We start from the raw sequence: 24,743 nt of genomic DNA on the forward strand, positions 1-24,743 counted from the left end.
ACCCGCAGGGAGCCTGAAATGAGCCTATTAGAAGAAAACCAAGCCACCGACCTGGAACAGATGGTCGGCCTCACCCGTCGGCGTTTTATCGGCGCCGGCGCCCTGTGCGGTGCGGCGATGTTCCTCGGCGGCAACCTGCTGACCCGCAGCGCCCTGGCCGTGAACGCCGCCTCCAACAGCCCATTGCTGGGTTTCGCCAGCATCGCCTCAGCCACCAGCGACGCCATCACCCTGCCGCCCGGCTACAGCGCCTCGGTGCTGATCAGTTGGGGCCAGCCGCTGCACAAGAACGCGCCGGCCTTCGACCCCAGCGGCAACGGCACCGCCAAGGCCCAGGAACAGCAGTTCGGCGACAACAACGACGGCATGAGCCTGTTCGCCTTCCCCGGTGACGACAACCGCGCGCTGATGGCGATCAACAACGAATACACCAACTACCGCTACCTCTACGCCCACGGCGGCGCGCCGCAATCGACCGAAGACGTGCGCAAGGCCCAGGCCAGCGAAGGCGTGTCGGTGATCGAAGTGCGCCGCAAAGGTGATACCTGGCAGTTCGTCCAGGACTCGAAATACAACCGACGCATCCACGGCAACTCGCCGATCCGCTTTGGCGGGCCTGCGGCGGGCCATGCCTGGCTTAAGACCAGTGCCGACAAAACCGGCAAGAAAGTCCTCGGCACCTTCCAGAACTGCGCCAACGGGAAGACGCCGTGGGGCACCTATCTCACCTGCGAAGAAAACTTCACCGACTGCTTCGGCAGCAGCAATCCGCAACAAACCTTCGACGCCGGGCAGAAACGCTACGGCGTGGTGGCCGCCAGCAAAGACATCAACTGGCACCCGCATGACCCGCGCTTCGACATGGCCAAGAACCCCAACGAACTCAACCGCCATGGCTGGGTGGTGGAAATCGACCCGTTCGACCCGCAATCCACGCCGGTCAAACGCACCGCCCTGGGCCGCTTCAAGCACGAAAACGCTGCCCTGGCGCAAACTCGCGACGGCCGCGCCGTGGTGTACATGGGCGACGACGAGCGCGGCGAGTTCATCTACAAGTTCATCAGCCGCGACAAGATCAACCACAAGAACCCCAAGGCCAACAAGGACCTGCTGGACCACGGCACCTTGTACGTGGCGATCTTCGACGCGGGCGACGGCAATGCCGACCATCCCAAGGGCCAGGGCCAATGGGTCGAACTGACCTACGGCAAGAACGGCATCGACGTCAACAGCGGTTTCGCCAGCCAGGCCGAAGTGCTGATCCACGCACGCCTGGCGGCCAGCGTGGTGAAAGCCACCCGCATGGACCGCCCGGAATGGATCGTGGTCAGCCCTGCCGACGGCCAGGTGTATTGCACCCTGACCAACAACGCCAAGCGCGGCGAAGACGGCCAGCCGGTGGGCGGCCCGAACCCGCGGGAGAAGAACGTCTACGGGCAGATCCTGCGCTGGAAGGCCAATGCCAACGACCATGGCGCGCCGGACTTCAGCTGGGATTTGTTTGTGGTGGCCGGCAATCCGACCGTGCACGCCGGGACGCCCAAGGGCGGCTCATCCAACATCAACCCGCAGAACATGTTCAACAGCCCGGACGGCCTGGGCTTCGACAAGGCCGGGCGGTTGTGGATCCTCACCGATGGCGACTACAGCAACGGCGGCGACTTTGCCGGCATGGGCAACAACCAGATGCTGTGCGCCGACCCGGCGACCGGGGAAATTCGCCGGTTCATGGTAGGGCCGGTGGCCTGTGAAGTGACCGGGATCAGCTTCTCGCCAGACCAGAAAACCCTGTTTGTAGGGATTCAGCATCCGGGGGAAACCGGTGGCTCGACCTGGCCGGAACATCTGCCGAATGGCAAGCCACGCTCATCGGTGATGGCGATTCGTCGGGATGATGGCGGGATCGTCGGCGCCTGACAGGGCCTCATCGCGGGCAAGCCCGGCTCCCACAGTTGACCGAGTATTACCGTGGGAGCCGGGCTTGCCCGCGATAGCGGACTATCAGCCACCACCTATCTCGACCCCGGTGCGTTACCATACCCGGCCGGACGCGGCGCCCTGCTGCGCGCAGGAGTTCGCATGGCACACCCGTTTGAAACACTGACCCCTGATCTGGTGCTCGACGCTGTCGAAAGCATCGGTTTCCTCAGCGACGCCCGCATCCTCGCGCTCAACAGCTACGAAAACCGTGTCTACCAGGTCGGCATCGAAGACTCAGAGCCCCTGATCGCCAAGTTCTACCGGCCCCAGCGCTGGACCAACGAAGCGATCCTCGAAGAACACAGCTTCACCTTCGAATTGGCCGAGTGCGAAGTGCCCGTGGTGGCGCCGATGATTCACAACGGCGAAAGCCTGTTCGAACACGCGGGTTTCCGCTTCACCCTGTTCCCACGCCGCGGTGGCCGCGCGCCGGAGCCGGGTAACCTCGACCAGTTGTATCGCCTGGGCCAACTGCTCGGCCGTTTGCACGCGGTGGGCTCTACTCGCCCCTTCGAACACCGCGAAGCCCTGGGCGTGAAGAACTTCGGTCACGATTCCCTGAACACCCTGCTGGAAGGTAATTTCATTCCCAAGAGCCTGCTGCCGGCCTACGAGTCCGTGGCCCGCGACCTGCTCAAGCGGGTGGAAGAGGTCTACAAGGCCACGCCCCACAAGAACATCCGCATGCACGGCGATTGCCACCCCGGCAACATGATGTGCCGCGACGAGATGTTCCACATCGTCGACCTCGACGACTGCCGCATGGGCCCCGCCGTTCAGGACCTGTGGATGATGCTCGCCGGTGACCGTCAGGAATGCCTGGGCCAGTTGTCGGAATTGATGGACGGCTACCAGGAGTTCCACGACTTCGACCCGCGCGAACTGGCGTTGATCGAACCACTGCGGGCCCTGCGCCTGATGCACTACAGCGCCTGGCTTGCACGCCGCTGGGACGACCCGGCGTTCCCCCACAACTTCCCGTGGTTTGGCAGCGAACGTTATTGGGGCGACCAGGTGCTGGCGCTGCGCGAGCAGTTGTCGGCGCTCAATGAAGAACCCTTGAAACTGTTCTAACCCACACCACAATCCCCTGTAGGAGCTGGCTTGCCGGCGATGCAAACGCCTCGGTGTATCAGCGAAGCCGAGGTGAAGCCATCGCCGGCAAGCCAGCTCCTACAGAAAAGCAAATCCCGCTGGCTGACAAATATCCTTACAATCGCGCCTTTGTCAGCTGCCCAAGCAAGGATTCTGCATGCAAGCCGCCAACCCGCGTCGCGGGTACATATTGGGCCTGAGCGCCTACGTCATCTGGGGCCTGTTCCCGCTGTATTTCAAAGCCATCGCCAGCGTTCCCGCCGCAGAAATCATCGTCAACCGCGTGCTGTGGTCGGCGCTGTTCGGCAGTTTGCTGCTGATGGTCTGGAAGCACCCCGGCTGGTTCCAGGAACTGCGGGACAACCCCAAGCGCCTGGCGATCCTGGCCCTGAGCGGTACCTTGATCGCAGGTAACTGGCTGACCTATGTGTGGTCGGTGAACAGCGGCCGCATGCTGGAGGCCAGCCTGGGTTACTACATCAACCCGCTGGTGAACGTGCTGCTGGGCATGGTGATCCTGGGCGAGCGCCTGCGCCGCCTGCAATGGGTGGCCGTGGGCCTGGCGGCGGTGGGTGTGGCGCAACAGGTGTGGCAGGTCGGCAGCTTGCCGTGGGTGTCCCTGGTACTGGCGGCCACCTTTGGTTTCTACGGCTTGATCCGCAAGCAGGCGCCGGTCAAGGCGCTGCCCGGGCTGGTGGTGGAAACCTGGATGCTGGTGCCGATTGCCATCGCATGGCTGCTGTTCAATCCGTCCGCCCACAGCGCACAGATGGAATTCTGGAGCACTTCCGAAGCCTGGTGGCTGGTGGCCGCAGGCCCGGTGACGCTGATCCCGCTGGTATGTTTCAACGCCGCCGCGCGGCATTTGCCCTACACCGCGCTGGGCTTCCTGCAATACGTGGCGCCCACCCTGGTGCTGCTGGAGGCCGTGCTACTGTTCAACGAACACCTGGCGCCCGCCACTTTGATCGCCTTCTGCTTTATCTGGGCCGGCCTGGTGGTTTACAGCCTCGACGCCTGGCTGACCGTGCGCAAAAGCTGATCAAATAACGTACAAACCTCTGCAAGCCACAGCCGGCGTGGCTTGCAGGCATCAACCCCAAGGTTATCCACAGCCTGATCCCCGGCGTTTGTGCACAAGCCCTTGAAACTGTTCGTTTTTTAGCCAGCCGGCGAAGAGCCACGGCCCGCTTGGGCTGGACGCGGGTCTCTACAGGTTATCCACAGGCCCATGCAAGATTTCCATGCATAACCTTGTGGGCAACTATTCCTCGCTGCGTAGCTCCAGTTCCACCATCAAGTCATCCGCCAGGGTTTCCAGGGCGGCCTGCAAGGTCTCCAACGGCAGCGTCAGTGGCACCGCCAGCAGGGCTTCAGCGTGGAACAGCGGGTCACTGCTCATGGGCGCAGGGCGCACGTCGGTGATCAAGCGCTCCAGGTTGACGCCCTGCTTGCTCAGCAGCGCGGTGATGTCACGGACAATCCCCGGCCGGTCATTGCCCACCAGCGTCATCGCGATCGGTTGCGACTCGCTGGCCGCCACCGAACTGCTTTCCCCCAGCAGCACGCGAATGCCATGGGTGGACAAGTCCTCCAGCGCCCCAATCAGATCCAGACGATTTTCCGCCGGCACGCTCACGCGCAAGATCCCGGCAAACTGCCCGGCCATGTGCGCCATGCGGCTTTCCAGCCAGTTGCCGCCGTGTGAGGCGATGCATTGGGCGATGCGTTCAACCACGCCGGGTTTATCCGGGGCGATGACAGTCAGTACGAGATGGTCCATGGTGTCGTCCTCTTCTTATGAAAATCAGGTAGGAACCCGGCGTTCCCCTCGCACCTACCAAGGTGGACTCAGGTAGGCACGAAAACAAATCGTGTACCATTTTTATATTTATCTGGAACAATCCAATAGTTTTTTGAGAACATCCTGTACCCCACTGTGACCGTACGACCAAAGTGGGTCGCTAAACGACGTATTTAGTCTAATTTTCACAACCGCAACTCATCATGTAGTATGCCCAATCGCGCACTACATAACGTTAGGTCGATGTCTGCCAAGGCAACCACGCACCGCGACGCAGCCCGCCCAGCCGCCTTCAACGGCATGTACTGGTGCGGCGTGTTCACGGTTTACATGGCCAGAGGCTTCATTGGTAAATTGAAAAGCTGAAAAGCGCATAAGCTCCGCAGAGTGAGGCAAGCAATGACTGAACACGTTCAAGTCGGTGGCCTGCAGGTCGCCAAAGTCCTGTTCGACTTCGTGAACAACGAAGCCATTCCTGGTACCGGCATCACCGCCGACCAGTTCTGGGCCGGTGCCGACAAGGTCATCCACGACCTGGCGCCGAAGAACAAAGCCCTACTCGCCAAACGCGACGATTTTCAAGCGCGGATCGACACCTGGCACCAGGCACACGCCGGCCAGGCCCACGACGCGGTGGCCTACAAAGCCTTCCTTCAAGATATCGGATACCTGCTGCCAGAAGCCGCGGATTTCCAGGCATCGACCCAAAACGTCGACGAAGAAATTGCCCACATGGCCGGCCCGCAGCTGGTAGTGCCGGTGATGAACGCCCGTTTCGCCCTCAACGCCTCGAATGCACGTTGGGGCTCGCTGTATGACGCGCTGTATGGCACCGACGCCATCAGCGAAGCCGACGGCGCCGAAAAGGGCAAAGGCTACAACAAGGTCCGTGGCGACAAGGTCATTGCCTTCGCCCGCGCCTTCCTCGACGAAGCCGCGCCACTGGCTGCCGGCAGCCATGTGGATTCCACCGGCTACAAGATCGTCGACGGCAAGCTCGTGGTCAGCCTTAAAGGCGGCAGCAACAGCGGCCTGCGCAGCGATGCACAGTTGATCGGCTACCAGGGCGATGCCGCCAAGCCGACCGCAATTCTGCTCAAGCACAACGGCCTGCACTTCGAAATCCAGATCGACGCCAGCACCCCGGTCGGCCAGACCGATGCCGCCGGCGTGAAGGACGTGCTGATGGAAGCCGCCCTGACCACCATCATGGACTGCGAAGACTCCGTCGCCGCCGTCGATGCCGATGACAAAGTGGTGATCTACCGCAACTGGCTCGGCCTGATGAAGGGCGACCTGTCGGAAGAAGTCGCCAAGGGTGGCAAGACCTTTACCCGTACCATGAACGCCGACCGCGTTTACACCGGTGCCGACGGTAAGGAGGTGACCCTGCACGGTCGTTCGCTGCTGTTCGTGCGCAACGTTGGCCACTTGATGACCATCGACGCGATTCTCGACAAAGACGGCAACGAAGTGCCGGAAGGCATTCTCGACGGCCTGCTCACCAGCCTGTCGGCGATTCACAGCCTCAACGGCAACACCAGCCGCAAGAACAGCCGCACCGGTTCGGTCTACATCGTTAAACCGAAGATGCACGGCCCGGAAGAAGCCGCGTTCACCAACGAGCTGTTCGGCCGCATCGAAGACGTGCTGAAGCTGCCGCGCAACACCCTCAAAGTCGGGATCATGGACGAGGAACGCCGCACCACGGTCAACCTCAAGGCCTGCATCCAGGCGGCCAGCGAGCGCGTGGTGTTTATCAACACCGGCTTCCTCGACCGTACCGGCGACGAAATCCACACCTCCATGGAAGCCGGCGCGATGGTGCGCAAGGCCGCGATGAAGGCTGAAAAATGGATCGGCGCCTACGAAAACTGGAACGTCGATATCGGCTTGAGCACCGGCCTGCAAGGTCGCGCGCAAATCGGTAAAGGCATGTGGGCGATGCCCGACCTGATGGCCGCCATGCTGGAGCAGAAGATTGCTCACCCGCTGGCCGGTGCCAACACGGCGTGGGTTCCGTCGCCGACGGCGGCTGCGCTGCACGCGCTGCATTACCACAAGGTTGACGTCTTCGCCCGCCAGGCCGAACTGGCCAAGCGCGAGCGCGCTTCGGTGGACGACATCCTGACCATTCCCCTGGCCCAAAATACCGATTGGTCTGACGAAGAAATCCGCAACGAACTGGACAACAACGCCCAGGGCATCCTCGGTTACGTGGTGCGCTGGATCGACCAGGGCGTGGGTTGCTCGAAAGTGCCGGACATCAACGACGTCGGCCTGATGGAAGACCGCGCCACCCTGCGTATCTCCAGCCAGCACATCGCCAACTGGTTGCGCCATGGCATCGTCAATGAAGCCCAGGTGATGGAAAGCCTCAAGCGCATGGCGCCGGTGGTAGACCGCCAGAACGCCGGGGACGCGCTGTACCGTCCGCTGGCACCGGATTTCGACAGCAACATCGCGTTCCAGGCGGCGGTGGAGTTGGTGATTGAAGGGACCAAGCAGCCCAATGGTTATACCGAGCCGGTGTTGCACCGTCGGCGTCGGGAGTTCAAGGCCAAGAATGGCTTGTAACTAAACGCTGAAAACGAAAAAGCCCTGATCAATAAATGATCAGGGCTTTTTTTGCATCTCGTAGCAGCTGTCGAGCGCCAGCGAGGCTGCGTCGGGCGCGACTCGGTTCGGTGCCTGGCTCATCATCGAGAGGATCCGTTACTGCACCATCCCCAACTCCCGCTTCACCATCTTCGCCAGCTTCACGCTATCAATCGGCTTGAGCAAAAAGTCCACCACGCTCAAATGCATCGCGTCAATCACGTCCGGCGCCTCAGCGTCTCCCGACATGATGATGATCGGCAGCGCCGCCCGGGTAGACCCGCGCACCTGGCGAATCAATTGCAGCCCGTTGCTCGGCGTCATGCGCAGGTCGGTGATCAGCAAGCCGATGGAGCTGCTGGAGCTCAACAAGTCCCACGCCGCCTCGCCGCTGTCGGCGGTCATGCAGCGAATGCCGTCCAGGCCAAGAATTTCCGCCAGCAGTTCGCGCGCGTCCTTGTCGTCATCCACGATCAGTACACGTTGTGGCGGCAAATCCGGCTCCTGCATAACAGCGCTCAGGGCCTCGCGCTCGGCATCACTCAAAATATCGTGGTCGGACATACGTTTCTCGGCAGTTCTAATCAATCTCCCAGCACAGAAGTCAGACATCGCCGGAAGGGCGAACAATGTGCACTTCGTCGGAAAGTTTGCCTAGTGGGCGTTCTACGGGGTTTGGACGATATTCATGTAAGGTTTTTCCCTAGTAGTTGAGGGCAATACGCTACCTAGACTTACGTCCAATGGGCACCCGCAGCGCAGGAGTCGACCATGAGGCACGATAACGACAAAAAAACTGCGGTCATAGGTATGAGTAAAGCTGATGCTTTCACACAAGCGGGGAAAACCGCTGTGTTGCAGAACATCCACGGCACCCTGCAATTCCTGCAACGTTTCCCGCCGTTCAACCAGATGGAAAACGCCCACCTGGCTTTTCTGGTAGAGCAGTGCCAATTGCGCTTCTACGGCCCCGGCGAGAGCATCCTCAAGCCGTCGGGCGGGCCGGTGGAACACTTTTACATCGTCAAGCAGGGCCGCGTGGTGGGCGAGCGGCCGGATTCAGCAGAAACCACCTTTGAAATCACCACCGGTGAATGTTTCCCGCTGGCGGCGCTGCTGGGCGAGCGGGCGACCCGCACCGAGCACAAAGCCGCCGAAGACACCTTCTGCCTGCAACTGAACAAGCCGGCCTTTATCAAGCTGTTCGCCCTTTCCAGCGCGTTTCGCGACTTTGCCCTGCGCGGGGTGAGCAGCCTGCTGGATCAGGTCAACCAGCAGGTCCAGCAAAAAGCCGTGGAAACCCTCGGCACCCAGTATTCGCTCAACACTCGCCTGGGCGAGTTGGCCATGCGTCACCCGGTGACCTGCAGCCCGCTGACGCCGCTGCGCGAAGCGGTCACGCAGATGCACGAGCAGCAAGTGGGCAGCATCGTGATCGTTGATGAGCACAAGGCGCCCCTGGGGATTTTCACCCTGCGGGACCTGCGCCAGGTGGTGGCCGACGGCACCAGCGATTTCAGCCAGGGCATTGAGCGTCACATGACCCAGGCGCCGTTCTTCCTCACGCCGGACCACAGCGCCTTTGATGCTGCGATTGCCATGACCGAACGGCATATTGCCCACGTGTGCCTGGTCAAGGATCAGCGCCTGTGTGGGGTGGTGTCCGAACGTGACCTGTTTTCCCTGCAACGGGTCGACCTGGTGCACCTGGCCCGCACCATCCGCAATGCGCCACGGGTGGACAACCTGGTGGCGATCCGCGGGGAGATCGGCCAGCTGGTGGAACGCATGTTGGCCCACGGGGCGTCGTCCACCCAGATCACCCACATCATCACCTTGCTCAACGACCACACCGTGTGCCGCGTCATCGAGCTGACCCTGGCTGACAAGGGTGGCCCCGGCGTGCCGTTCAGCTGGCTGTGCTTCGGCAGCGAAGGCCGCCGCGAGCAAACGCTGTATACCGACCAGGACAACGGCATTCTGTTTGAAGCCAAAGACGCCGCCGAGGCTGCCGAGATTCGTGGCCGCCTGCTGCCCCTGGCGCAACAGATCAACCAGAGCCTGGCGCTGTGCGGCTTTACCCTGTGCAAGGGCAACATCATGGCCGGCAACCCGGAGCTGTGCCTGTCCCGGGCCGAATGGGCGCGCCGGTTTGCCGGGTTTATTCGTGAGGCCACGCCGGAGAATCTGCTGGGCTCGAGCATCTATTTCGATTTGCGGGTGGTGTGGGGCGATGAGCAAGGGTGCGAACAATTGCGCCAGGGCATTCTCGATCAAGTCGCAGACAACCGCCTGTTCCAGCGCATGCTGGCCGAGAACGCATTGCGCCAGCGCCCGCCGGTGGGGCGTTTCCGGGATTTCGTGCTGACGCGCAAAGGCGCCGACAAGGCGACGCTCGACCTCAAGGTGCAAGGCCTCACGCCCTTTGTCGACGGTGCCCGGCTGCTGGCCCTGGCCAATGGCATCCACGCCAACAACACCCTGGAGCGCCTGCGCCAACTGGTGGCCAGGGAAGTCATCGAACGTCTCGACGGTGCGGCCTACGAAGAGGCCTACCACTTCATCCAGCAAACCCGCATGCAGCAGCACCAACTGCAAACACGCGAGAACCTGCCCTACTCCAACCGCGTCGACCCCGACAGCCTCAACCACCTCGACCGCCGCATCCTGCGCGAATCCCTGCGCCAGGCCCAACGCCTGCAAAGCAGCCTGACCCTGCGGTATCAGCTGTGAGTTTGTTTGGCTGGTTGCGCAAAGCCAAACCGGGCCTGGACGCGGCTCAACAGCGGCGCGTCGAGCAACTGCCCAAGCCACGGGAACTGGCAGGCGGATCGCTACGGGCCCAGCGCTGGGTGGTGGTGGACCTGGAAACCAGCGGCCTGAACCTCAATCGCGACCTGGTGTTGTCGATTGGCGCCGTGGTGATCGAGGACGGCGCGGTGGACTTCTCCCAACTGTTCGAACGCACCCTGCACCGGGCCGAGACCAAACTCAGCCCCAGCGTACTGATCCACGGCCTGGGCCCCAGCGCCATTGCCGCGGGCAGTGATCCGGCTGAAGCGTTGATGGACTTTATGGAGTTTGTCGGCGACAGCCCGTTGCTGGCGTTCCATGCGCCCTTCGATCAACACATGCTGTGCCGGGCCCTCAAGGACAGCCTGGGCTATCGCCTGAACCACCCATTCCTGGACGTGGCCGACATCGCCCCGCTGCTGTGCCCCGACGCGAACATCCGCGAGGCCGGGCTGGATGACTGGATCGGGCATTTCAAACTGCAGGTGGGCGAGCGTCACCATGCGAGTGCAGATGCGTTGGCGACGGCAGAGTTGATGTTGATTCTGTTCAACCGGGCCCGGCAGCAGCAGATCGACAGCCCCAAGGCCTTGCAGGAGCGCCTTGGTCAATGGAAACGTCGCAAACAGGCCCCCTCCTTATAATCGTGGCGAGGGAGCTTGCTCCCGCTGGGGTGCGAAGCGCCCCCAAAACCAGCCGACCGCTCTCCTACTGAGTGAATGCATAGCCTGGATTGCGGCCGCTGCGCAGCCGAGCGGGAGCAAGCTCCCTCGCCACAACAAGCTGCATCATCATAAAAGATGTCATTACGCCGCCACCCGACCAACGCCAATTGCACCCGTACGACGCCTCTGCCACAATCGCGAATAATTCTCGTTAGTTTAAACTTTCCGATCGGTGTCGCCTTGTCGTCAATCCAAAGTCCCCACAGTGAGCTTGTTGGCGCGTTGTACCGCGACCATCGCAGCTGGCTGTTGGCGTGGCTGCGACGCAACGTGGCCTGCCCCAGCCGTGCCGAAGACCTGAGCCAGGACACCTTCATGCGCCTGCTGGGCCGTGAAGAACTGCGCGAACCCCGCGAGCCCCGGGCCTTCCTGGTGGCCATCGCCAAGGGCCTGCTGTTCGATTACTTCCGCCGCGCTGCGCTGGAACAGGCCTACCTCACCGAACTGATGCTGATCCCGGAAAGCGAACACCCGTCCCCGGAAGATCAGCAACTGATCCTCGAAGACCTCAAGGCCATCGACCGCCTGTTGGGCAAACTCTCCAGCAAAGCCCGTGCGGCCTTCCTCTATAACCGCCTCGATGGCCTGGGCCACGCCGAAATCGCCCAGCGCCTGGGGGTTTCCGTGCCCCGCGTGCGGCAGTACCTGGCCCAGGGCATTCGCCAGTGCTACATCGCCCTGTATGGCGAGCCGCTGTGAGCCCGGTCAGTTCCAGGCCGGTGTCGGCGCGGGTGCTCGATGCGGCCATTGCCTGGCAACTGTCCCTCGATTCGGGCGACGGCAGCGCCGTGGAGCAGGAAGAGTTCGCCAAATGGCTGGCCAGCGATGAAGAACATGCCCGGGCCTGGCGCCAGTTGGGGATGCTCGACCAGCGTTTCAGCGTGGCCTCGGGCCCGGCCCGGGCGGCGCTGTTGCAGTCCCGCGAAGGCATTCGCCGCCGTGTTCGCAAGCTCGGCAGCGGCCTGGCCAGTGTGGTGCTGGTGTGCGGCCTGGTGTTGTTCGCCGGCCAGCGCTACCTGCCGCTCAACTATTGGCTGGCCGACCAGCGCACCGCCACCGGCGAACAGCGCACCCTGAAGCTGGCCGACGGCACGGTGATCAACCTCAATACCCACAGCGCCATCGACGTACGCTTCGACGAGAAACGCCGGCTGATCGTGTTGCAGGAAGGCGAGATCCTCGTCGAGACCGGCCACAACGACGCCCGCCCGTTTTTTGTCGAAACCCGCGAAGGCAGCCTGCGGGCGCTGGGCACGCGGTTTATCGTCAAGCGCGAAGACGACGGCACGCGCCTGAGCGTGTTGCAGTCTGCCGTCGGCGCGCAGCCCGAGGCGCGGCACCAGGAGCAGGTCTTCAAGGAAGGCCAGCAAGTGCTGATGCGCCGCGACGGTCTCGGCCCGATGCTGGCCGTAAACCCCGGCACCGACGCCTGGACCCGCGGCATGCTGGTGGTGGACAACGCCCGCCTCGGCGATGTGGTTGAGGAACTGAGCCGCTACCGCAGCGGGTACCTGGGTGTGGATAAACAGGTGGCCGACCTGCGGATCACCGGCAGCTTCCCGCTGCACGACACCAACCTGGCGCTGAACGCGTTGCTGCCGACCTTGCCGGTGCAAATCGAGCAGCACACGCCGTGGTGGGTCACCGTAAAGGCCAAGCCGCCCACGCAATAGCCACGTAGCAGCTGTCGAGCCTAAGCGAGGCTGCGTCGGGCGCGACTCAGTGCGATGCCAGGCGAAGGTTCGGCAGCGCTGCCAACGCAGCCTCGCTCAGGCTCGACAGCTGCTACGGGAAATAGCGCCTGGAGCCACCGATGCGGACCCAAATAGAAATTATTTTCATTGGGCCCTATCACTTTTTGCATCTCGTTCGGCACATAGGCAATTGAGAAATATTTCCATTCAGGAGCCGCCGTATGTCCCGCACGCTAGACACCTTGTTGCGCCCCAGCCTGTTAGCCGTGGCGATTGCCCTCAGCGCCCCGCTGGCCAGCACCCAGCTGATTGCCGCCGAACAGGCCTCCAGCGTGCGCGCCTACAACCTGCCGGCAGCACCATTGGCCACCACGCTGAACCAGATCGCCAGCCAGGCGGGTTTGGCGCTGACGCTGAATCCTGGGTTGGCGTCGGGTAAGACTTCCGCACCGGTGAAGGGCCAATTCGATGCACAGGGCGCGTTGCGCGAGGCGTTGCGTGGGACCGGGCTGCAACTGGAGCAGAGCAGTGCAGGCACGTTCAGCCTGGTAGCGATTCCGGATGGGGTTGTGGCGTTGCCGGAGACCAGTATTACGGGCCAAGCCGATGCCGAAAGTGCATGGGGACCCGTCAATGGTTACCTGGCGAGTCGCACCGCCGCCGGTACCAAGACCGATACCGCGCTGGTGGAAGCCCCGCGCTCGATTTCTGTCGCCACCCGTCAGCAAATGCAGGACCGCAACGTCCAGAACCTGGATGACGCCGTGAAGTACATGCCCGGCATTGTGTCCGCCAGCTACGGCAGCGACACCCGCTACGACTGGATGCGCGTACGCGGCTTCGAACCCACGCAATTCCTCGACGGCCTGCCACTACCGCGCGGCGTGTACGCCAACCCGAAGGCGGAAACCTGGAACCTCGACCGCCTCGCCCTGCTGCGTGGCCCGGCCTCGTCGGTCTACGGCCAGACGCCACCGGGCGGCCTGCTGGACATGGTCAGCCGCCGCCCAAGCGCTGAATCGAGCAACGCCATTCAGGTGCAGTACGGCAGCGACAACTATCGTCAGATCAACTTCGCCAGCACCGGCAAGATTGATGATGAAGGTAAATTTCTCTACGGCCTCAGCGGTGTAGTGCGCGATGCCGGTACCCAGGTCGATCACATCGACAACAAGCGCTACAACATCGCCCCCAGCCTGACCTGGAATATTGATACCGACACCAAGCTGACTTTCCTGTCGCAGTTCACTCGTGACGATACCGGCGCCACCAGCCAGTTCCTGCCGATTGTCGGCACCAAGATCAAATCGCCGCTGGGCGACGTGTCTCATCACAAGAACCTGGGCGATCCCGACTACGAGTACTACGACCGCACCTACTACGCGCTGGGCTATGCCTTTGAGCATCGCTTCAACGATACCTGGCAGTTCAAGCAGAACCTGCGCTACACCAAATCGGAGTTGTCCTTCCAGCAATTGACCGTGGGGTCCTACGGTTTCTCGACCATTGATGCCGAGGGCAACACCAGCCGCTCGTCGACCAATGTGGACGAAAACATCGGCCAGTTCGCCGTCGACAACAATTTTCAGGCTGACTTCGCCACCGGCGACATCACCCACACCGTGCTGCTCGGCCTGGACCATCAGCGCACCGACACCTCGTACCTGTCGATCTTCGGTGACGGCGGGACGGTCAACCTCTACAACCCGGTCAACACCCAGCCGGTGGTGCGCCCGGCGCGCTCCACCGCTTATTACGACTACAACCAGAAAACCATCCAGACGGGCCTCTACGCCCAGGACCAGATGGCCCTGGACAAGTGGCGCCTGACCCTGGGCGGTCGTGAAGACTGGGTGCACCAAGGCACCACGTACTTCAACAAGAACGACGCGACCAATACCGACCGCAGCAAGAATTTCAGCGGTAACGCTGCGCTGAGTTACGTGTTCGATTCGGGCTTCGTGCCGTACCTGTCCTACGCCGAGTCGTTCCAGCCCGCGAGTAACGCCAGCGTCTCGCCGACCGAGTCGTACAAACCCACTGAAGGCAAGCAATGGGAAATGGGGGTCAAGTATCAGCCGCCCGGCTCAAATACCCTGCTGAGTGCTGCGGTGTATGACCTGACCCAAAAGAACGTGCTGGTTACCAGCTTCGGGGCCGGTGGCCAGTCGATCACCAACCAGACCGGCGAAGTGAAGGTCAAGGGACTGGAACTGGAAGCAGTGTCTGACGTGACCGAAAACCTCAAGGTGATCGCCGCTTACACCCTGGCCAAGTCCGAAGTACAAAAAGGCCAATACAAAGGCAACCGCCTGCAACTGATGCCCAACCAGCAAGCGTCCCTGTGGACCGACTACACCTGGCACGCCGGCGTGCTCGACGGTTTCGGCATTGGCGCGGGCGCCCGTTACACCGGCAACACCTATGGAGACCAGGGCAATACCTGGCTGGGCAAGGCCAACGCCTACACCGTGTTCGACGCCTCCGTGCACTACGACCTCGGCCGCCTGGACAACAGCCTCAAAGGCGCATCGGTGAAACTCAACGCCACCAACCTGTTCGACAAGGACTACATTTCCACCTGTGATGCGTCCTACTGCTACTACGGCGACCAACGCAGCGTAGTCGCCAGTGCCACCTACCAGTGGTAATCGACTGAGCTAACAACCAGGCCGCCCCCGTGGGCGGCTTCGGTGTGTCTGAAGGCTAGAAAATGAAAAGCAAAACCATCCGCCGCTGGTCCTTCATCCACACCTGGACCAGCCTCGTCTGCACCGTATTCCTGCTGCTGCTCGCCCTCACCGGCCTGCCGTTGATCTTCCACCACGAGATCGATCACCTGCTGGGCAACGAGCCCGAGCTGGCACAGATGCCCGCCGACACCCCACAGCTGAACCTCGAACAGCTGGTGGCCAAGGCCCAGGCCCATCGCCCCGGCGAAGCCATGCAATACCTGGCCTGGGACGAAGACGACAAGAACGGCGTGATCGCAATCATGGCCGCCACCGCCGGCACCGAACCCAACGCCTCCCACACCTTCATGCTCGACGCCCGCACCGGCGAAGCCGTGGAAACACCCGCGGCCAACGGCGGGCTGACGATGTTCCTGCTGCGCCTGCACGTCGACATGTTCGCCGGGCTGCCGGGCAAGTTGCTGCTGGCGTTCATGGGCATTCTGTTTGTGCTGGCGATCATCTCCGGCACGGTGTTGTACCTGCCGTTCATGCGCCGGTTGAAGTTCGCCACGGTGCGCCAGGACAAGTCCACGCGCCTGCGCTGGCTCGACCTGCACAACCTGATCGGCGTGGTGACCCTGACCTGGGCCTTGGTGGTGGGCGTAACCGGCGTGATCAGCGCCTGCGCCGACCTGATCATCGCCGCCTGGCGCACCGACAGCCTCAGCGCGATGATCGAACCCTACAAGAACGCCCCGCCGCTGACCTTGCGTGCGCCCGCCACCGACCTGCTGACGATTGCCGCCAAGGCCGCGCCGAGCATGGAGCCGGACTTTATCGCGTTCCCCGGCACGCGCTTTTCCAGCGAGCATCACTACGCGGTGTTCATGAAAGGCAGCACCCACCTGACGTCGCACCTGCTGACACCCGTGTTGATCGACGCCAGCAACCTGCAGGTCACCGCCATCGCCGAACGCCCGTGGTACATGGACGCCATGGGCATGTCCCAGCCGCTGCACTTCGGTGACTACGGCGGCATGCCGATGAAGATCCTCTGGGCGGTGCTGGACGTGCTGACCATCATCGTCCTGGGCAGCGGCGTGTACCTGTGGCGGGTGCGGCGCAAGGCGGGCAAGTCATGAAGCCGAGGCAGTCGAGTTTCTGGAAGGTCTTCGGCATTCCGCTGGCCATCGGGCTGCTGAGCGCGGCCGGGTTGTTTGCGGCGTTGCTGGGGGACGGGTTGTGGGATTCGTTGAGCTGGGTCGGGCTGGGTATTCCGGCGGTCATTGGCAGCTGGGCGTTGCTCAAGCGTTGAGATAGATTAGCGCTGCCCTTTTCCGAGGAATGCCCATGTCCACCCCCAGCATGACGTTGTTCCACAACCCTGCCTCGCCGTTTGTGCGCAAAGTACGGGTGCTGTTGCACGAGACCGGCCAACTGGACCGCGTGACCTTACATGCCTGCATGCCGACACCGGTCGCGCCCGACGCCGATGTGATCCTGGACAACGCACTGGGCAAGATCCCCGCGCTGCGCCTGGCCGACGGCAATGCGTTGCATGACAGCCGGGTGATCCTCGATTACCTCGACTACCAACACACCGGCACGCCGCTGATCCCCCGCGACGGCCCGGCCCGCTGGCGCCGCCTGACCCTGGCCTCGACGGCCGACGGGATCATGGATGCCGCCGTGCTGGTGCGTTATGAAACTGCCATGCGCCCGGTGGAAAAACACTGGGACCTGTGGCTGGAAGGCCAGCGCGACAAGATCCGCCGCGCGCTCGACATGCTGGAACAGGACGCCATCGCCGAACTGGCCGGGCCGTTTGACGTGGCTGCAATCAGCGTGGCCTGTGCGCTGGCTTACCTGGATTTCCGCCACCCGGACATGCAGTGGCGGTCGAGCCATCCACGACTGGCCGCCTGGTATGCCGAGGTGAGTCAGCGCCCGTCGATGCTCCAGACCCAGCCACCGGCCTGACCTGCTGCAAGGCTTCCTAGTGGTGAGGGAGCTTGCTGTGGTGAGGCAGCTTGCTGTGGCGAGGGAGCTTGCTCCCGCTGGAGTGCGAAGCGCTCCCACGATTTTTAGGGCCGCTGCGCAGCCCAGCGGGAGCAAGCTCCCTCGCCACAGCAAGCTCCCTCGCCACAAAAAGCACTCGATCCGCAGGAAATAGCGCGTTGATCCTCGCCACCAATCGGGCCCCATCCTGCTGATCCTCCCGCAACCCCAACGACCGGCTCATCGCTTGCCCACTCCATACCAATCCAGTTTCCGGGTCAGCACCATCACCGTGCCCAGCAACCCGAACAGCAACAGCGAGCCCATCAACAACGCGTAATCCTCCGCACTCAGCAACCCGTACAACAGCCCATACAACGCCGCCAATCCCGCCGAAAACCCCAGCCCATGAGCAACGCTGCGCAGCACATGGCACACGTAAAACCCGATCAGCAACACACACGCACTGGCCGACACCAGGTACGCCAACGCAAAGCCGATATGCTCGGACAATGACAACAGCAGCAGGTAGAAAAAAGCCAGGGCAACCCCCACCAACGCGTACTGGATCGGGTGCACCGCCAGGTTCTTGAGCACCTCGAACAGGAAGAAGCCGGCAAACGTCAGGGCGATAAACAGCAGCGCATATTTGATCGCCCGGTCGCTCTTGAGGTACTGGTCCACCGGGTCGATAAAACTCACGCCGAAGCTGCGGCCATTGAAGTCGTCGCACCCGCGCTCCGTCAGGCAACCGGCAAGGGCTTCTTCCAGGTTGGTGGAGAAGAACGTGGTCTGCCAACTGGCGGTAAAGCCTTGGGCGGTGACCTCACGCTGGGCCGGCAGGAAGTTGCCGATGAAACTTGGATGCGGCCAGTTGGAGGCCAGCTTGACCTGGCTGGTCTTGCCCACCGGCACCACTTGCAACTGCTCGGTGCCTTGCAGGCGCAGGTCGAAGGCGAAGTCCAGGGGTGCGGGTTTCTTGCTGTCCTGGTCGGGCAACATCACGTGAACGCCCTCCCCCAGCCACGCCACTTGGGTGCCCGGCGAAAACACCAGTTGCTGGCTGCCCAGTTCCAGCTTCAGCGCATTTTCAATGCCGCGAATGTCGCTGATACCCACCGCCAGATACGCCGGGTCAAAGCGGTAATCGGCAAAGTTTTCCTTGATGCCCCATTGCTCCGGCAACACAAACCGCCCGCTGATACGGTTGTCGGCGTGGAACAGCCGCGCCTGGTAGATGCCCCGGGCGCGCACTTCGGTTTGCACCTGGCCGTCGAGGGCGAACTGCTCCGGCAGGAAATACAGACGACCGCGCACCTCACGGGTTTCTTCGTAGCGTTCGTTGAGCTTTTCATTGAGCTTCCACTCCCGGACGGTCTTGCGATACGGCACCACCAACACCGGCCCACTGAGGCGCTGGCTGTAACTGGAACTGCGGGCGATGTCCTGCAACACGTCGTCGCGCAGTTGCTGACGGTCGGTAATCACCCCGTGGATCATCAGCAACGGAATCAACAGCAGCACGATCAGCAGCGCGATGGCGCCCAGTTTGAAAAGCAGATTGCGGTTCATGAAGCTCTCCCTGTTTTGATGGGGGAGAGTCTGGCGGGCGCTTAAGGGGGATTTATGAAGGGAATGTGGAGACTGTGTGGAGATGCAGTCTGACCTGCACACCGCCCGGCACGTTGCCGATCTGCAATGAGCCGCCGTGCAGCTTCATCACTTCCTCGACAAAGTTCAGCCCAAGGCCAGTGCTCTTGCGCCCGCTGGCCGGGCGCGGCAGCGAATAGAAGCGCTCGCTCAGGCGCGGCAAGGCGTACTCGGGGATCGGCTCGGCCTGGTTGAACAGGCTGAATTCGACGCCGTCATTCAACGCCTTGGCGCTGAACCGCAATGTGCCGCCAGGCGGAGTGAAATCCAGGGCATTTTCCAGCAGGTTGCCCAGGGCCTGGCGCAAAAGGAACGGCTCGCCGTACACCTGCACCTCTGCGGCAATCGACTGCTCGACCTGCAACCTGTTGCCTTCGATACGCGCGCATTGGGCCTTGAGCACTTCGTCCACCAGCGTCGCAAGGGACATGCTGCTCTGGTCTTCGAGGCCCTGGCGCTGCTCCACCTGGGCCAGGTTCAGCAGGCGCTCGATCAACTGCTGCAAGCGCGCGCTTTCACTGTCGATATTGCCCACGAAACGCTGCTGCTGGTCACGGGACATGTCGCCCTGCAACAGCTCCGCCGCGCCGCGAATCGCCGCCAGCGGGCTTTTCAATTCGTGGGTCAGGGTGTGCACATACCGTTCGACATACGCCTTGCCTTCCAGCTGGGTGCGCATGTGTTCCACGGCGGTAGACAACTGCTCCAGCTCGCCGCCGCGATAGTGCGGCAACTCGGCACGCCGGCCTTCGCTGACCGCCTGGGCATACGCCGTGAGCCGGCGCAGCGCAACACTCAACCACCACGACAACAGCGCACCAAACAGCAGGCCCAGGCCCACCAGCCCGGCGCCGTACCACAGCAGCCGGTCTTCGGTGCGGTCCACATACGGTTGCAGCGAACTGTTGGGCTTGGCCACGGTGACCACGCCGATGATCTGGCCGTTGTCGCGGATCGGCGCGCCCACGTGCATCACCGATGAGGCCGGGTCGTCCAGTTCGCTGCGGGTGGAGCGCGCACCGTATTCACCGCGCAGGGTCAGGTACACGTCGTTCCACTTCGAGTAGTCCTCGCCCACGGCTTCGCCGGTGGAATCCAGCAGCACGATGCCCTTGGCGTCGGTGACGTAGATGCGGTGGTTGACCTGGTTTTTCGGCAGGCCCCAGATGTTGGCGCCAGGCTGGCGTTCGCCGTACGCCTTGAGCAATTCGGGCCAGTGGCTCTGGCCGAGGGTGCCGTTCTTCACATCATCGCGCAGGATTTCTGCCAGCAGGTTGGCGGTGTCCACCAGGGTTTCTTCGGTGGACTGGCGCACGCCGGGGCGGATTTCCTTCATTACAGTGCTGAGCACGAAGTAGCCGGTCAGGCCGATAAACAGCGCGTACACCAGGAAGAACCGGATCCCCAGGCGCATCAGCTGTTGCCTGGGCTGTAGCTGTAGCCGAGGCCGCGATGGGTCTGGATCGGTTCGGCGTCGGGGGCTACGGTGCGCAATTTGCCACGGACGCTTTTGATGTGGCTGTCGATGTTTCGCTCATAGCCCGCGTCGGCGGCCACGCCCACGGCGTCCAGCAGCTGTTCGCGGCTGAACACCCGCTCAGGCTGCTCCAACAGGCTTTGCAGCAGGCGAAATTCATGGCGCGTAAGGCTCAGGGCCTGGCCGCGATAACTGATCTGCATGCGCTCCAGGTCCACCTGAAACACGGCCGGAGCCGCACCGGGGCCCACACGCTTGAGGATCGCCCGCACCCGCGCCGCCACTTCACGCGGGCTGAACGGCTTGACCACATAGTCGTCGGCGCCGATCTCCAGGCCCACCACACGGTCGATCTCGCCATCCCGGGCACTGAGGAACATTACCGGCACTTCGCTGAAGCGCCGCAGTTGCTTGCAGGTTTCAAAGCCGGTGATGTCCGGCAGGCCGATGTCGAGGATGATCAGGTCCGCCGGGGTTTGCCGCTGATGGGCCAGCGCCGCCTGGCCGAGGCTCAGCCAGGTGGTGGTGAAGCCCTCGCCTTGCAGGGCGAAAATCAGCGTGTCGGCGATGGCCGCTTCGTCTTCGACAATCAGGATGTGCGGCATGGTCTCAATCAGCAGTCCGGTTTGTCGGCAGTGTAGCGACGTGCCGGGTTTACCGCAGCGCCAAATTCACGCAGGGCCTTGGCGCCGATCAGCAGCGGGTAGTTGAAGCTGCTGCGGTCGGTGAGGTTGACCTCGACGGTGCGCTTGACGTTGCCCAGGCACATTTCCAGGTCGATCACCGGGCGCTTGGCTACCGTGGCTTCGTCCTTGTCGTCATCTTCGTCGGCGCGGCTTTTGATTTTGCTGATGCGCGAGACCTTGTGCTCATACACCTTGTTGGTGGCGTCCTTGCCGCCGAGGCGGAAGCGTACCCAGTCGTCGCCGTCACGGGTGAAGGTCTCGATGTCCCGGGCCGACAGCGAGGCGGTCAGCGCGCCGGTGTCCATCTTGGCCTTGAAGGTCTCGCCGATTTCCGGCAATTGAATGTATTCGTAGCGACCGTACAGGGTCGGCTCGGCAGCCATGACAGGCAAGGCTACGAGCGTTAGCAGGGCAAGGATGGATTTCACGTAGGAGGTTTCCTTGAAATAAGTGGGCGAATTCTAGACCGCAAAACCGCTGCTTAGTTGGGCGCCTAAGCATACCGGGCCTTAAGTGAAACATTCATCATCACATCTGCGATTTGGCCTCTAGACCCAAGCTGCTTATTATGGCGGGCCAAAAATGATTCCAAGAGTTACTTATGCGCCGCCTGCTCACCGGCTGTTTCGTCACATTCCTGCTATTGCTCAACACCCTGGCGCTGTTCGGGCCGTTGATGGTGTTTGCCCTGCTCAAGCTGGTGGCCCCTGGCCGGTTTCGTGACTATGCCTCCTGGGCGGTGATGTGGATCGCGGAAACCTGGGCCGAGATCGACAAGCTGATCTTCGCCCTGTGCATTCCCACCCAATGGGACATTCGCGGCGGTGACGACCTGCGGGGCGACACTTCTTATCTGGTGATCAGCAACCACCAATCCTGGGTCGACATCCCGGCGCTGATCCAGACCCTCAACCGGCGCACGCCGTTCTTCAAATTCTTCCTGAAAAAGGAGCTGATCTGGGTACCCTTCCTGGGCCTGGCGTGGTGGGCGCTGGATTACCCGTTCATGAAGCGCTACACCAAGGCGTTCCTGGCCAAACATCCGGAACTGGCGGGCCAGGACCTGAAGATCACCCAAGAGGCCTGCGAGCTGTTCAAGCGCCAGCCGGTCACGGTGGTCAACTACCTGGAAGGCACGCGGTTCACTCAGGCCAAGCGCAAACAGCAGGACTCACCCTACGAGCGCCTGCTCAAACCCAAGGCCGGCGGCGTGGCGTTCGTGCTGGCCGCAATGGGCGAACAGCTGGACGCGGTGCTCGACGTCACCGTGGTTTATCCACAGGAAAAGATTCCCGGCTTCTGGGACTTGATCAGCGGCGCGGTGCCGAAAGTGATCGTGGATATCCGCACCCGAGAGCTGGACCCGGCGTTGTGGCAGGGGGATTACGAGAACGATCCGGCGTTTCGCCAGACCGTCCAGAACTGGGTCAACCAGCTCTGGAGGGAGAAGGATGCGCGCATCGAACAACTGCGCGCAGAGCGACCTTAGCCGCCTGTGCCCCAGGCCGAAGCCAGCTTGCCCAGCACCGATTCGCTGGCGCCCTGGCCGCCCAGGTATTTCAGGATGACCGGCGCAAACTGGCCAACCATCCCACTGTCCATGCCCAACGCGCTGAACGCAGTGTTCAGGTCGTTGGTGTTCTTCACGTTACCCAACACGCCGTCCAGGCCCGAAGTCTTGCTGCCGCCGCTCTGGCCGAGCATGCCGCTGAGGGCGCCGAGGCTGCCCAGGGAGTTGCTGCCGGAGAGCTGGTCCAGGCCCGGTACGCTTTTGGTCAGTTGCGAGTAATCACCGCCACCCAATTTGTTCTTGGCCAGGCCCAGCATCGCGCCGGTGCCGCCGACGGCCTGCTCAGGGGTCACGTTCAGTTGCGAGGTCAGGGCGCCCAGCAGACCGGCGGTCTGTGAGGTGGGCGCAGCTGCTGCCGCCTTGTCGCCACCCTGTGCACCGGAAACGGCATTGGCCACGTCGCCGAGGCTGAAACCTGCCGCAAACACCGGGCTGGCTGCCACGGTCAACAGGCAGGACAGGGCAAAACCGCGTGAAATCTTCATCAAGACAACCTCTGAAAGTAAGCGCTAAAAGCACGGGTTTGACTGGGTACGCCGAAGGATTGTTCCCTCCCTGCAGATTAGTTCAGAAAACCACTGCATCCGAATCGCCCTGGGCTGCGTATATCCATCACGAGCCGCGCGGAGGTAGATGGAATGAATGCCCAAGCTGGACTAACCTCAGCCTGCCCTCTTTACCGTGCGCCGTCCCATCGCCCTGTTGCAAGTGCCTGGAGAAGCCCCATTTCGACCCACGATGCAGATCAGCTACGGCAATTGCTGGCCCAGTGTTCTTTGGGTAACCGCCAGGCGTTCGAAACTCTCTATCGCAGTGTTTCCCCGCGTTTGCACGGTGTTGCCCTGCGGTTCATGGGCCGCCAGGACCTGGCCGAGGACGTGTTGCAAGAGAGCTTCGTACGCATCTGGTTCAACGCCTCCCGGTATGAAGCCCACTTGTCAGCGCCGCTGACCTGGATGATCAACATCACCCGCAACCTGGCCATCGACCAGTTGCGCAAACACCGCGAACAGCCCCTGGGCGAAGGCCAGGAGGAGGCCATGGCCGACGAAAGCCCCAGCGCCCATGAACTGCTCGACAGCGAGCGTGAAGCCCACGCCCTGAACCGTTGCCTGGACAGCCTTGAAGGCATGCAGCGCCAATCGATCACCGTGGCTTACTTCCAGGGCTTGTCCTGCTCGGAACTGGCCGACCACCTGGCCGCGCCCCTGGGCTCGGTCAAATCCTGGATTCGCCGCGGCATGGAGCGCTTGCGCAGGTGCCTTGAATCATGAACTACCAGACCACCGCCCTGCGCCGCGCCCTGGCAGCTGACTACGCCATCGGGCTGATGCCTGCCACCGCCCGCCGGCGCTTTGAAGCGCTGCTGCGGGATGACGCGGCGCTGCGCGTCGAACTCGGGCACTGGCAGGATGCCCTCGCCAGCCTCACCGGGCCGCTGCCTGAACGGCCGGTGCCGGACCACGTATGGGAAGGGATCAAGGCGCGCATTGAGCCGCAAGTGCTGCATATGCCGCCGAAGAAACCGTTCTGGATGAACCTGCGCTTGCTGGTAGCGGCGTGCGGGGTGGTGATCGCGGTATTGATGGGTGTGTTGTACCAGCGCGATCTTGGGGTGGAGTACAACGCCACGCTGGTGGCGGCTGATCAGCAGCCGGCGCTGAAGATCCAGGCCTACGCGGATCACCTGCAAGTGGAACCGCTGACCCTGGCGGCCGTGGAGCCGGCCCGCGCGTTGGAACTGTGGGCAATCCCGGCAGGCGGCAAACCCATCTCCCTGGGGTTGTTGCCGGTGTCGGGTAACGGCCGAATCCAGTTGAGCAAAGAACACCAGGCGCTGCTGACGGCGCCGCTGACCCTGGCAGTGAGCCTTGAGCCTGAGGGCGGCTCGCCGACCGGACAACCCACCGGGCCGGTGCTGTACCAGGGCCAATTGGCATCACTCTGATCCGAGGCTCAATACGACGGATGAGGAACCGATCGCCGTTAACTGGGTCC

Annotated in this window: 22 protein-coding genes; 15 read left to right on the top strand and 7 right to left on the bottom strand. The window is 62.4% G+C overall.

What is annotated here, in order from left to right; translation table 11 throughout:
* The first annotated feature begins 18 nt into the window (after positions 1-18).
* The 3 genes from V3W39_RS19015 (at position 19) to rarD (ending at position 4,117) form a co-directional block, all read left to right on the top strand.
* Positions 19-1,917, top strand: coding sequence for a PhoX family protein (locus V3W39_RS19015; RefSeq protein WP_330213121.1), 1,899 nt, complete (start codon positions 19-21; stop codon positions 1,915-1,917).
* Positions 1,918-2,079: 162 nt separating this feature from the next.
* The gene (locus V3W39_RS19020) at positions 2,080-3,054 is read left to right on the top strand and encodes a serine/threonine protein kinase (protein ID WP_330213122.1); all 975 of its coding nucleotides are present in this window, start codon (positions 2,080-2,082) and stop codon (positions 3,052-3,054) included.
* A 178-nt stretch (positions 3,055-3,232) separates the two neighbouring features.
* Positions 3,233-4,117 (top strand): EamA family transporter RarD, encoded by an 885-nt coding sequence (gene rarD, locus V3W39_RS19025; RefSeq protein ID WP_177079292.1) that lies wholly within the window; start codon positions 3,233-3,235, stop codon positions 4,115-4,117.
* Positions 4,118-4,339: 222 nt separating this feature from the next.
* On the opposite strand, the gene V3W39_RS19030 is transcribed toward rarD, so the two are convergent.
* Entirely contained in the window at positions 4,340-4,858 is a 519-nt protein-coding gene (locus V3W39_RS19030; protein WP_177043212.1) for a glycine cleavage system protein R, read from the bottom strand.
* Positions 4,859-5,278: 420 nt separating this feature from the next.
* Here V3W39_RS19030 and V3W39_RS19035 point away from each other — a divergent pair, with 420 nt between their 5' ends.
* Positions 5,279-7,456 carry a malate synthase G gene (locus tag V3W39_RS19035; RefSeq protein WP_259198042.1) on the top strand — a complete coding sequence of 726 codons (2,178 nt, stop codon included), beginning with the start codon at positions 5,279-5,281 and terminating at the stop codon, positions 7,454-7,456.
* A 138-nt stretch (positions 7,457-7,594) separates the two neighbouring features.
* Here the strand turns inward: V3W39_RS19035 and V3W39_RS19040 are convergent, their stop codons facing one another.
* Positions 7,595-8,041 (bottom strand): response regulator, encoded by a 447-nt coding sequence (locus V3W39_RS19040; RefSeq protein WP_177079290.1) that lies wholly within the window; start codon positions 8,039-8,041, stop codon positions 7,595-7,597.
* A gap of 246 nt (positions 8,042-8,287) precedes the next feature.
* Here V3W39_RS19040 and V3W39_RS19045 point away from each other — a divergent pair, with 246 nt between their 5' ends.
* From V3W39_RS19045 to V3W39_RS19080, 8 genes are all read left to right on the top strand, one after another.
* Positions 8,288-10,210, top strand: a complete 1,923-nt coding sequence (locus tag V3W39_RS19045; protein WP_330213123.1) for a putative nucleotidyltransferase substrate binding domain-containing protein — start codon at positions 8,288-8,290, stop codon at positions 10,208-10,210.
* A complete protein-coding gene (locus V3W39_RS19050) occupies positions 10,207-10,914 on the top strand; it encodes a 3'-5' exonuclease (protein ID WP_177043208.1) in 708 nt (235 codons plus the stop codon). The genes V3W39_RS19045 and V3W39_RS19050 overlap by 4 nt, the downstream gene beginning before the upstream one ends.
* Before the next feature lie 261 nt (positions 10,915-11,175).
* Positions 11,176-11,694, top strand: coding sequence for an RNA polymerase sigma factor (locus V3W39_RS19055; protein WP_177043207.1), 519 nt, complete (start codon positions 11,176-11,178; stop codon positions 11,692-11,694).
* Entirely contained in the window at positions 11,691-12,668 is a 978-nt protein-coding gene (locus V3W39_RS19060; protein WP_177120072.1) for a FecR domain-containing protein, read from the top strand. The genes V3W39_RS19055 and V3W39_RS19060 overlap by 4 nt, the downstream gene beginning before the upstream one ends.
* 242 nt (positions 12,669-12,910) lie before the next feature.
* Positions 12,911-15,340: a TonB-dependent siderophore receptor gene (locus tag V3W39_RS19065; RefSeq protein WP_330213124.1), complete on the top strand. Its 2,430-nt coding sequence runs from the start codon at positions 12,911-12,913 to the stop codon at positions 15,338-15,340.
* A gap of 62 nt (positions 15,341-15,402) precedes the next feature.
* Positions 15,403-16,506: a PepSY-associated TM helix domain-containing protein gene (locus tag V3W39_RS19070; protein WP_177079288.1), complete on the top strand. Its 1,104-nt coding sequence runs from the start codon at positions 15,403-15,405 to the stop codon at positions 16,504-16,506.
* Complete coding sequence (locus V3W39_RS19075; RefSeq protein ID WP_010167463.1) at positions 16,503-16,679, top strand: hypothetical protein; 177 nt, start codon at positions 16,503-16,505, stop codon at positions 16,677-16,679. Before V3W39_RS19070 ends, V3W39_RS19075 begins: the two co-directional genes overlap by 4 nt.
* Before the next feature lie 35 nt (positions 16,680-16,714).
* The gene (locus V3W39_RS19080) at positions 16,715-17,344 is read left to right on the top strand and encodes a glutathione S-transferase (protein ID WP_330213125.1); all 630 of its coding nucleotides are present in this window, start codon (positions 16,715-16,717) and stop codon (positions 17,342-17,344) included.
* Between the two features lie 258 nt (positions 17,345-17,602).
* On the opposite strand, the gene creD is transcribed toward V3W39_RS19080, so the two are convergent.
* From creD to rloA2, 4 genes are read right to left on the bottom strand one after another with little or no spacing between them, the layout of a single operon-like run.
* On the bottom strand, positions 17,603-18,934 hold the full coding sequence (gene creD / locus V3W39_RS19085; protein ID WP_330213126.1) for a cell envelope integrity protein CreD: 1,332 nt from the start codon (positions 18,932-18,934) through the stop codon (positions 17,603-17,605).
* Between the two features lie 52 nt (positions 18,935-18,986).
* Positions 18,987-20,426 carry a two-component system sensor histidine kinase CreC gene (gene creC, locus V3W39_RS19090; protein WP_177112554.1) on the bottom strand — a complete coding sequence of 480 codons (1,440 nt, stop codon included), beginning with the start codon at positions 20,424-20,426 and terminating at the stop codon, positions 18,987-18,989.
* Entirely contained in the window at positions 20,426-21,094 is a 669-nt protein-coding gene (gene creB, locus V3W39_RS19095) for a two-component system response regulator CreB (RefSeq protein ID WP_177043200.1), read from the bottom strand. Before creB ends, creC begins: the two co-directional genes overlap by 1 nt.
* Before the next feature lie 8 nt (positions 21,095-21,102).
* Positions 21,103-21,603, bottom strand: coding sequence for a retropepsin-like aspartic peptidase RloA2 (rloA2, locus tag V3W39_RS19100; protein WP_003209205.1), 501 nt, complete (start codon positions 21,601-21,603; stop codon positions 21,103-21,105).
* A 173-nt stretch (positions 21,604-21,776) separates the two neighbouring features.
* On the opposite strand from rloA2, the gene V3W39_RS19105 reads away from it, so the two are divergent.
* Complete coding sequence (locus tag V3W39_RS19105) at positions 21,777-22,664, top strand: acyltransferase (RefSeq protein WP_330213127.1); 888 nt, start codon at positions 21,777-21,779, stop codon at positions 22,662-22,664.
* Here the strand turns inward: V3W39_RS19105 and V3W39_RS19110 are convergent.
* Positions 22,661-23,230 carry a DUF2780 domain-containing protein gene (locus tag V3W39_RS19110; protein ID WP_177043198.1) on the bottom strand — a complete coding sequence of 190 codons (570 nt, stop codon included), beginning with the start codon at positions 23,228-23,230 and terminating at the stop codon, positions 22,661-22,663. The genes V3W39_RS19105 and V3W39_RS19110 overlap by 4 nt on opposite strands.
* A gap of 153 nt (positions 23,231-23,383) precedes the next feature.
* On the opposite strand from V3W39_RS19110, the gene V3W39_RS19115 reads away from it, so the two are divergent.
* Positions 23,384-24,019, top strand: coding sequence for a sigma-70 family RNA polymerase sigma factor (locus tag V3W39_RS19115; protein ID WP_256348087.1), 636 nt, complete (start codon positions 23,384-23,386; stop codon positions 24,017-24,019).
* Positions 24,016-24,693: an anti-sigma factor gene (locus V3W39_RS19120; protein ID WP_330213128.1), complete on the top strand. Its 678-nt coding sequence runs from the start codon at positions 24,016-24,018 to the stop codon at positions 24,691-24,693. The genes V3W39_RS19115 and V3W39_RS19120 overlap by 4 nt, the downstream gene beginning before the upstream one ends.
* Positions 24,694-24,743 lie beyond the last annotated feature (50 nt).

Origin of the sequence: Pseudomonas sp. Z18(2022) (assembly GCF_036346535.1) — a bacterium.
Lineage (GTDB): Bacteria > Pseudomonadota > Gammaproteobacteria > Pseudomonadales > Pseudomonadaceae > Aquipseudomonas > Aquipseudomonas yamanorum_A.

Coding starts and splice junctions, on each gene's coding strand:
- V3W39_RS19015 (WP_330213121.1), top strand. CDS start 19: ATGAGCCTATTAGAAGAAAACCAAGCCACCGACCTGGAACAGATGGTC.
- V3W39_RS19020 (WP_330213122.1), top strand. CDS start 2,080: ATGGCACACCCGTTTGAAACACTGACCCCTGATCTGGTGCTCGACGCT.
- rarD (WP_177079292.1), top strand. CDS start 3,233: ATGCAAGCCGCCAACCCGCGTCGCGGGTACATATTGGGCCTGAGCGCC.
- V3W39_RS19030 (WP_177043212.1), bottom strand. CDS start 4,858: ATGGACCATCTCGTACTGACTGTCATCGCCCCGGATAAACCCGGCGTG.
- V3W39_RS19035 (WP_259198042.1), top strand. CDS start 5,279: ATGACTGAACACGTTCAAGTCGGTGGCCTGCAGGTCGCCAAAGTCCTG.
- V3W39_RS19040 (WP_177079290.1), bottom strand. CDS start 8,041: ATGTCCGACCACGATATTTTGAGTGATGCCGAGCGCGAGGCCCTGAGC.
- V3W39_RS19045 (WP_330213123.1), top strand. CDS start 8,288: ATGAGTAAAGCTGATGCTTTCACACAAGCGGGGAAAACCGCTGTGTTG.
- V3W39_RS19065 (WP_330213124.1), top strand. CDS start 12,911: ATGTCCCGCACGCTAGACACCTTGTTGCGCCCCAGCCTGTTAGCCGTG.
- V3W39_RS19070 (WP_177079288.1), top strand. CDS start 15,403: ATGAAAAGCAAAACCATCCGCCGCTGGTCCTTCATCCACACCTGGACC.
- V3W39_RS19075 (WP_010167463.1), top strand. CDS start 16,503: ATGAAGCCGAGGCAGTCGAGTTTCTGGAAGGTCTTCGGCATTCCGCTG.
- V3W39_RS19080 (WP_330213125.1), top strand. CDS start 16,715: ATGTCCACCCCCAGCATGACGTTGTTCCACAACCCTGCCTCGCCGTTT.
- creD (WP_330213126.1), bottom strand. CDS start 18,934: ATGAACCGCAATCTGCTTTTCAAACTGGGCGCCATCGCGCTGCTGATC.
- creC (WP_177112554.1), bottom strand. CDS start 20,426: ATGCGCCTGGGGATCCGGTTCTTCCTGGTGTACGCGCTGTTTATCGGC.
- creB (WP_177043200.1), bottom strand. CDS start 21,094: ATGCCGCACATCCTGATTGTCGAAGACGAAGCGGCCATCGCCGACACG.
- V3W39_RS19105 (WP_330213127.1), top strand. CDS start 21,777: ATGCGCCGCCTGCTCACCGGCTGTTTCGTCACATTCCTGCTATTGCTC.
- V3W39_RS19110 (WP_177043198.1), bottom strand. CDS start 23,230: ATGAAGATTTCACGCGGTTTTGCCCTGTCCTGCCTGTTGACCGTGGCA.
- V3W39_RS19115 (WP_256348087.1), top strand. CDS start 23,384: ATGAATGCCCAAGCTGGACTAACCTCAGCCTGCCCTCTTTACCGTGCG.
- V3W39_RS19120 (WP_330213128.1), top strand. CDS start 24,016: ATGAACTACCAGACCACCGCCCTGCGCCGCGCCCTGGCAGCTGACTAC.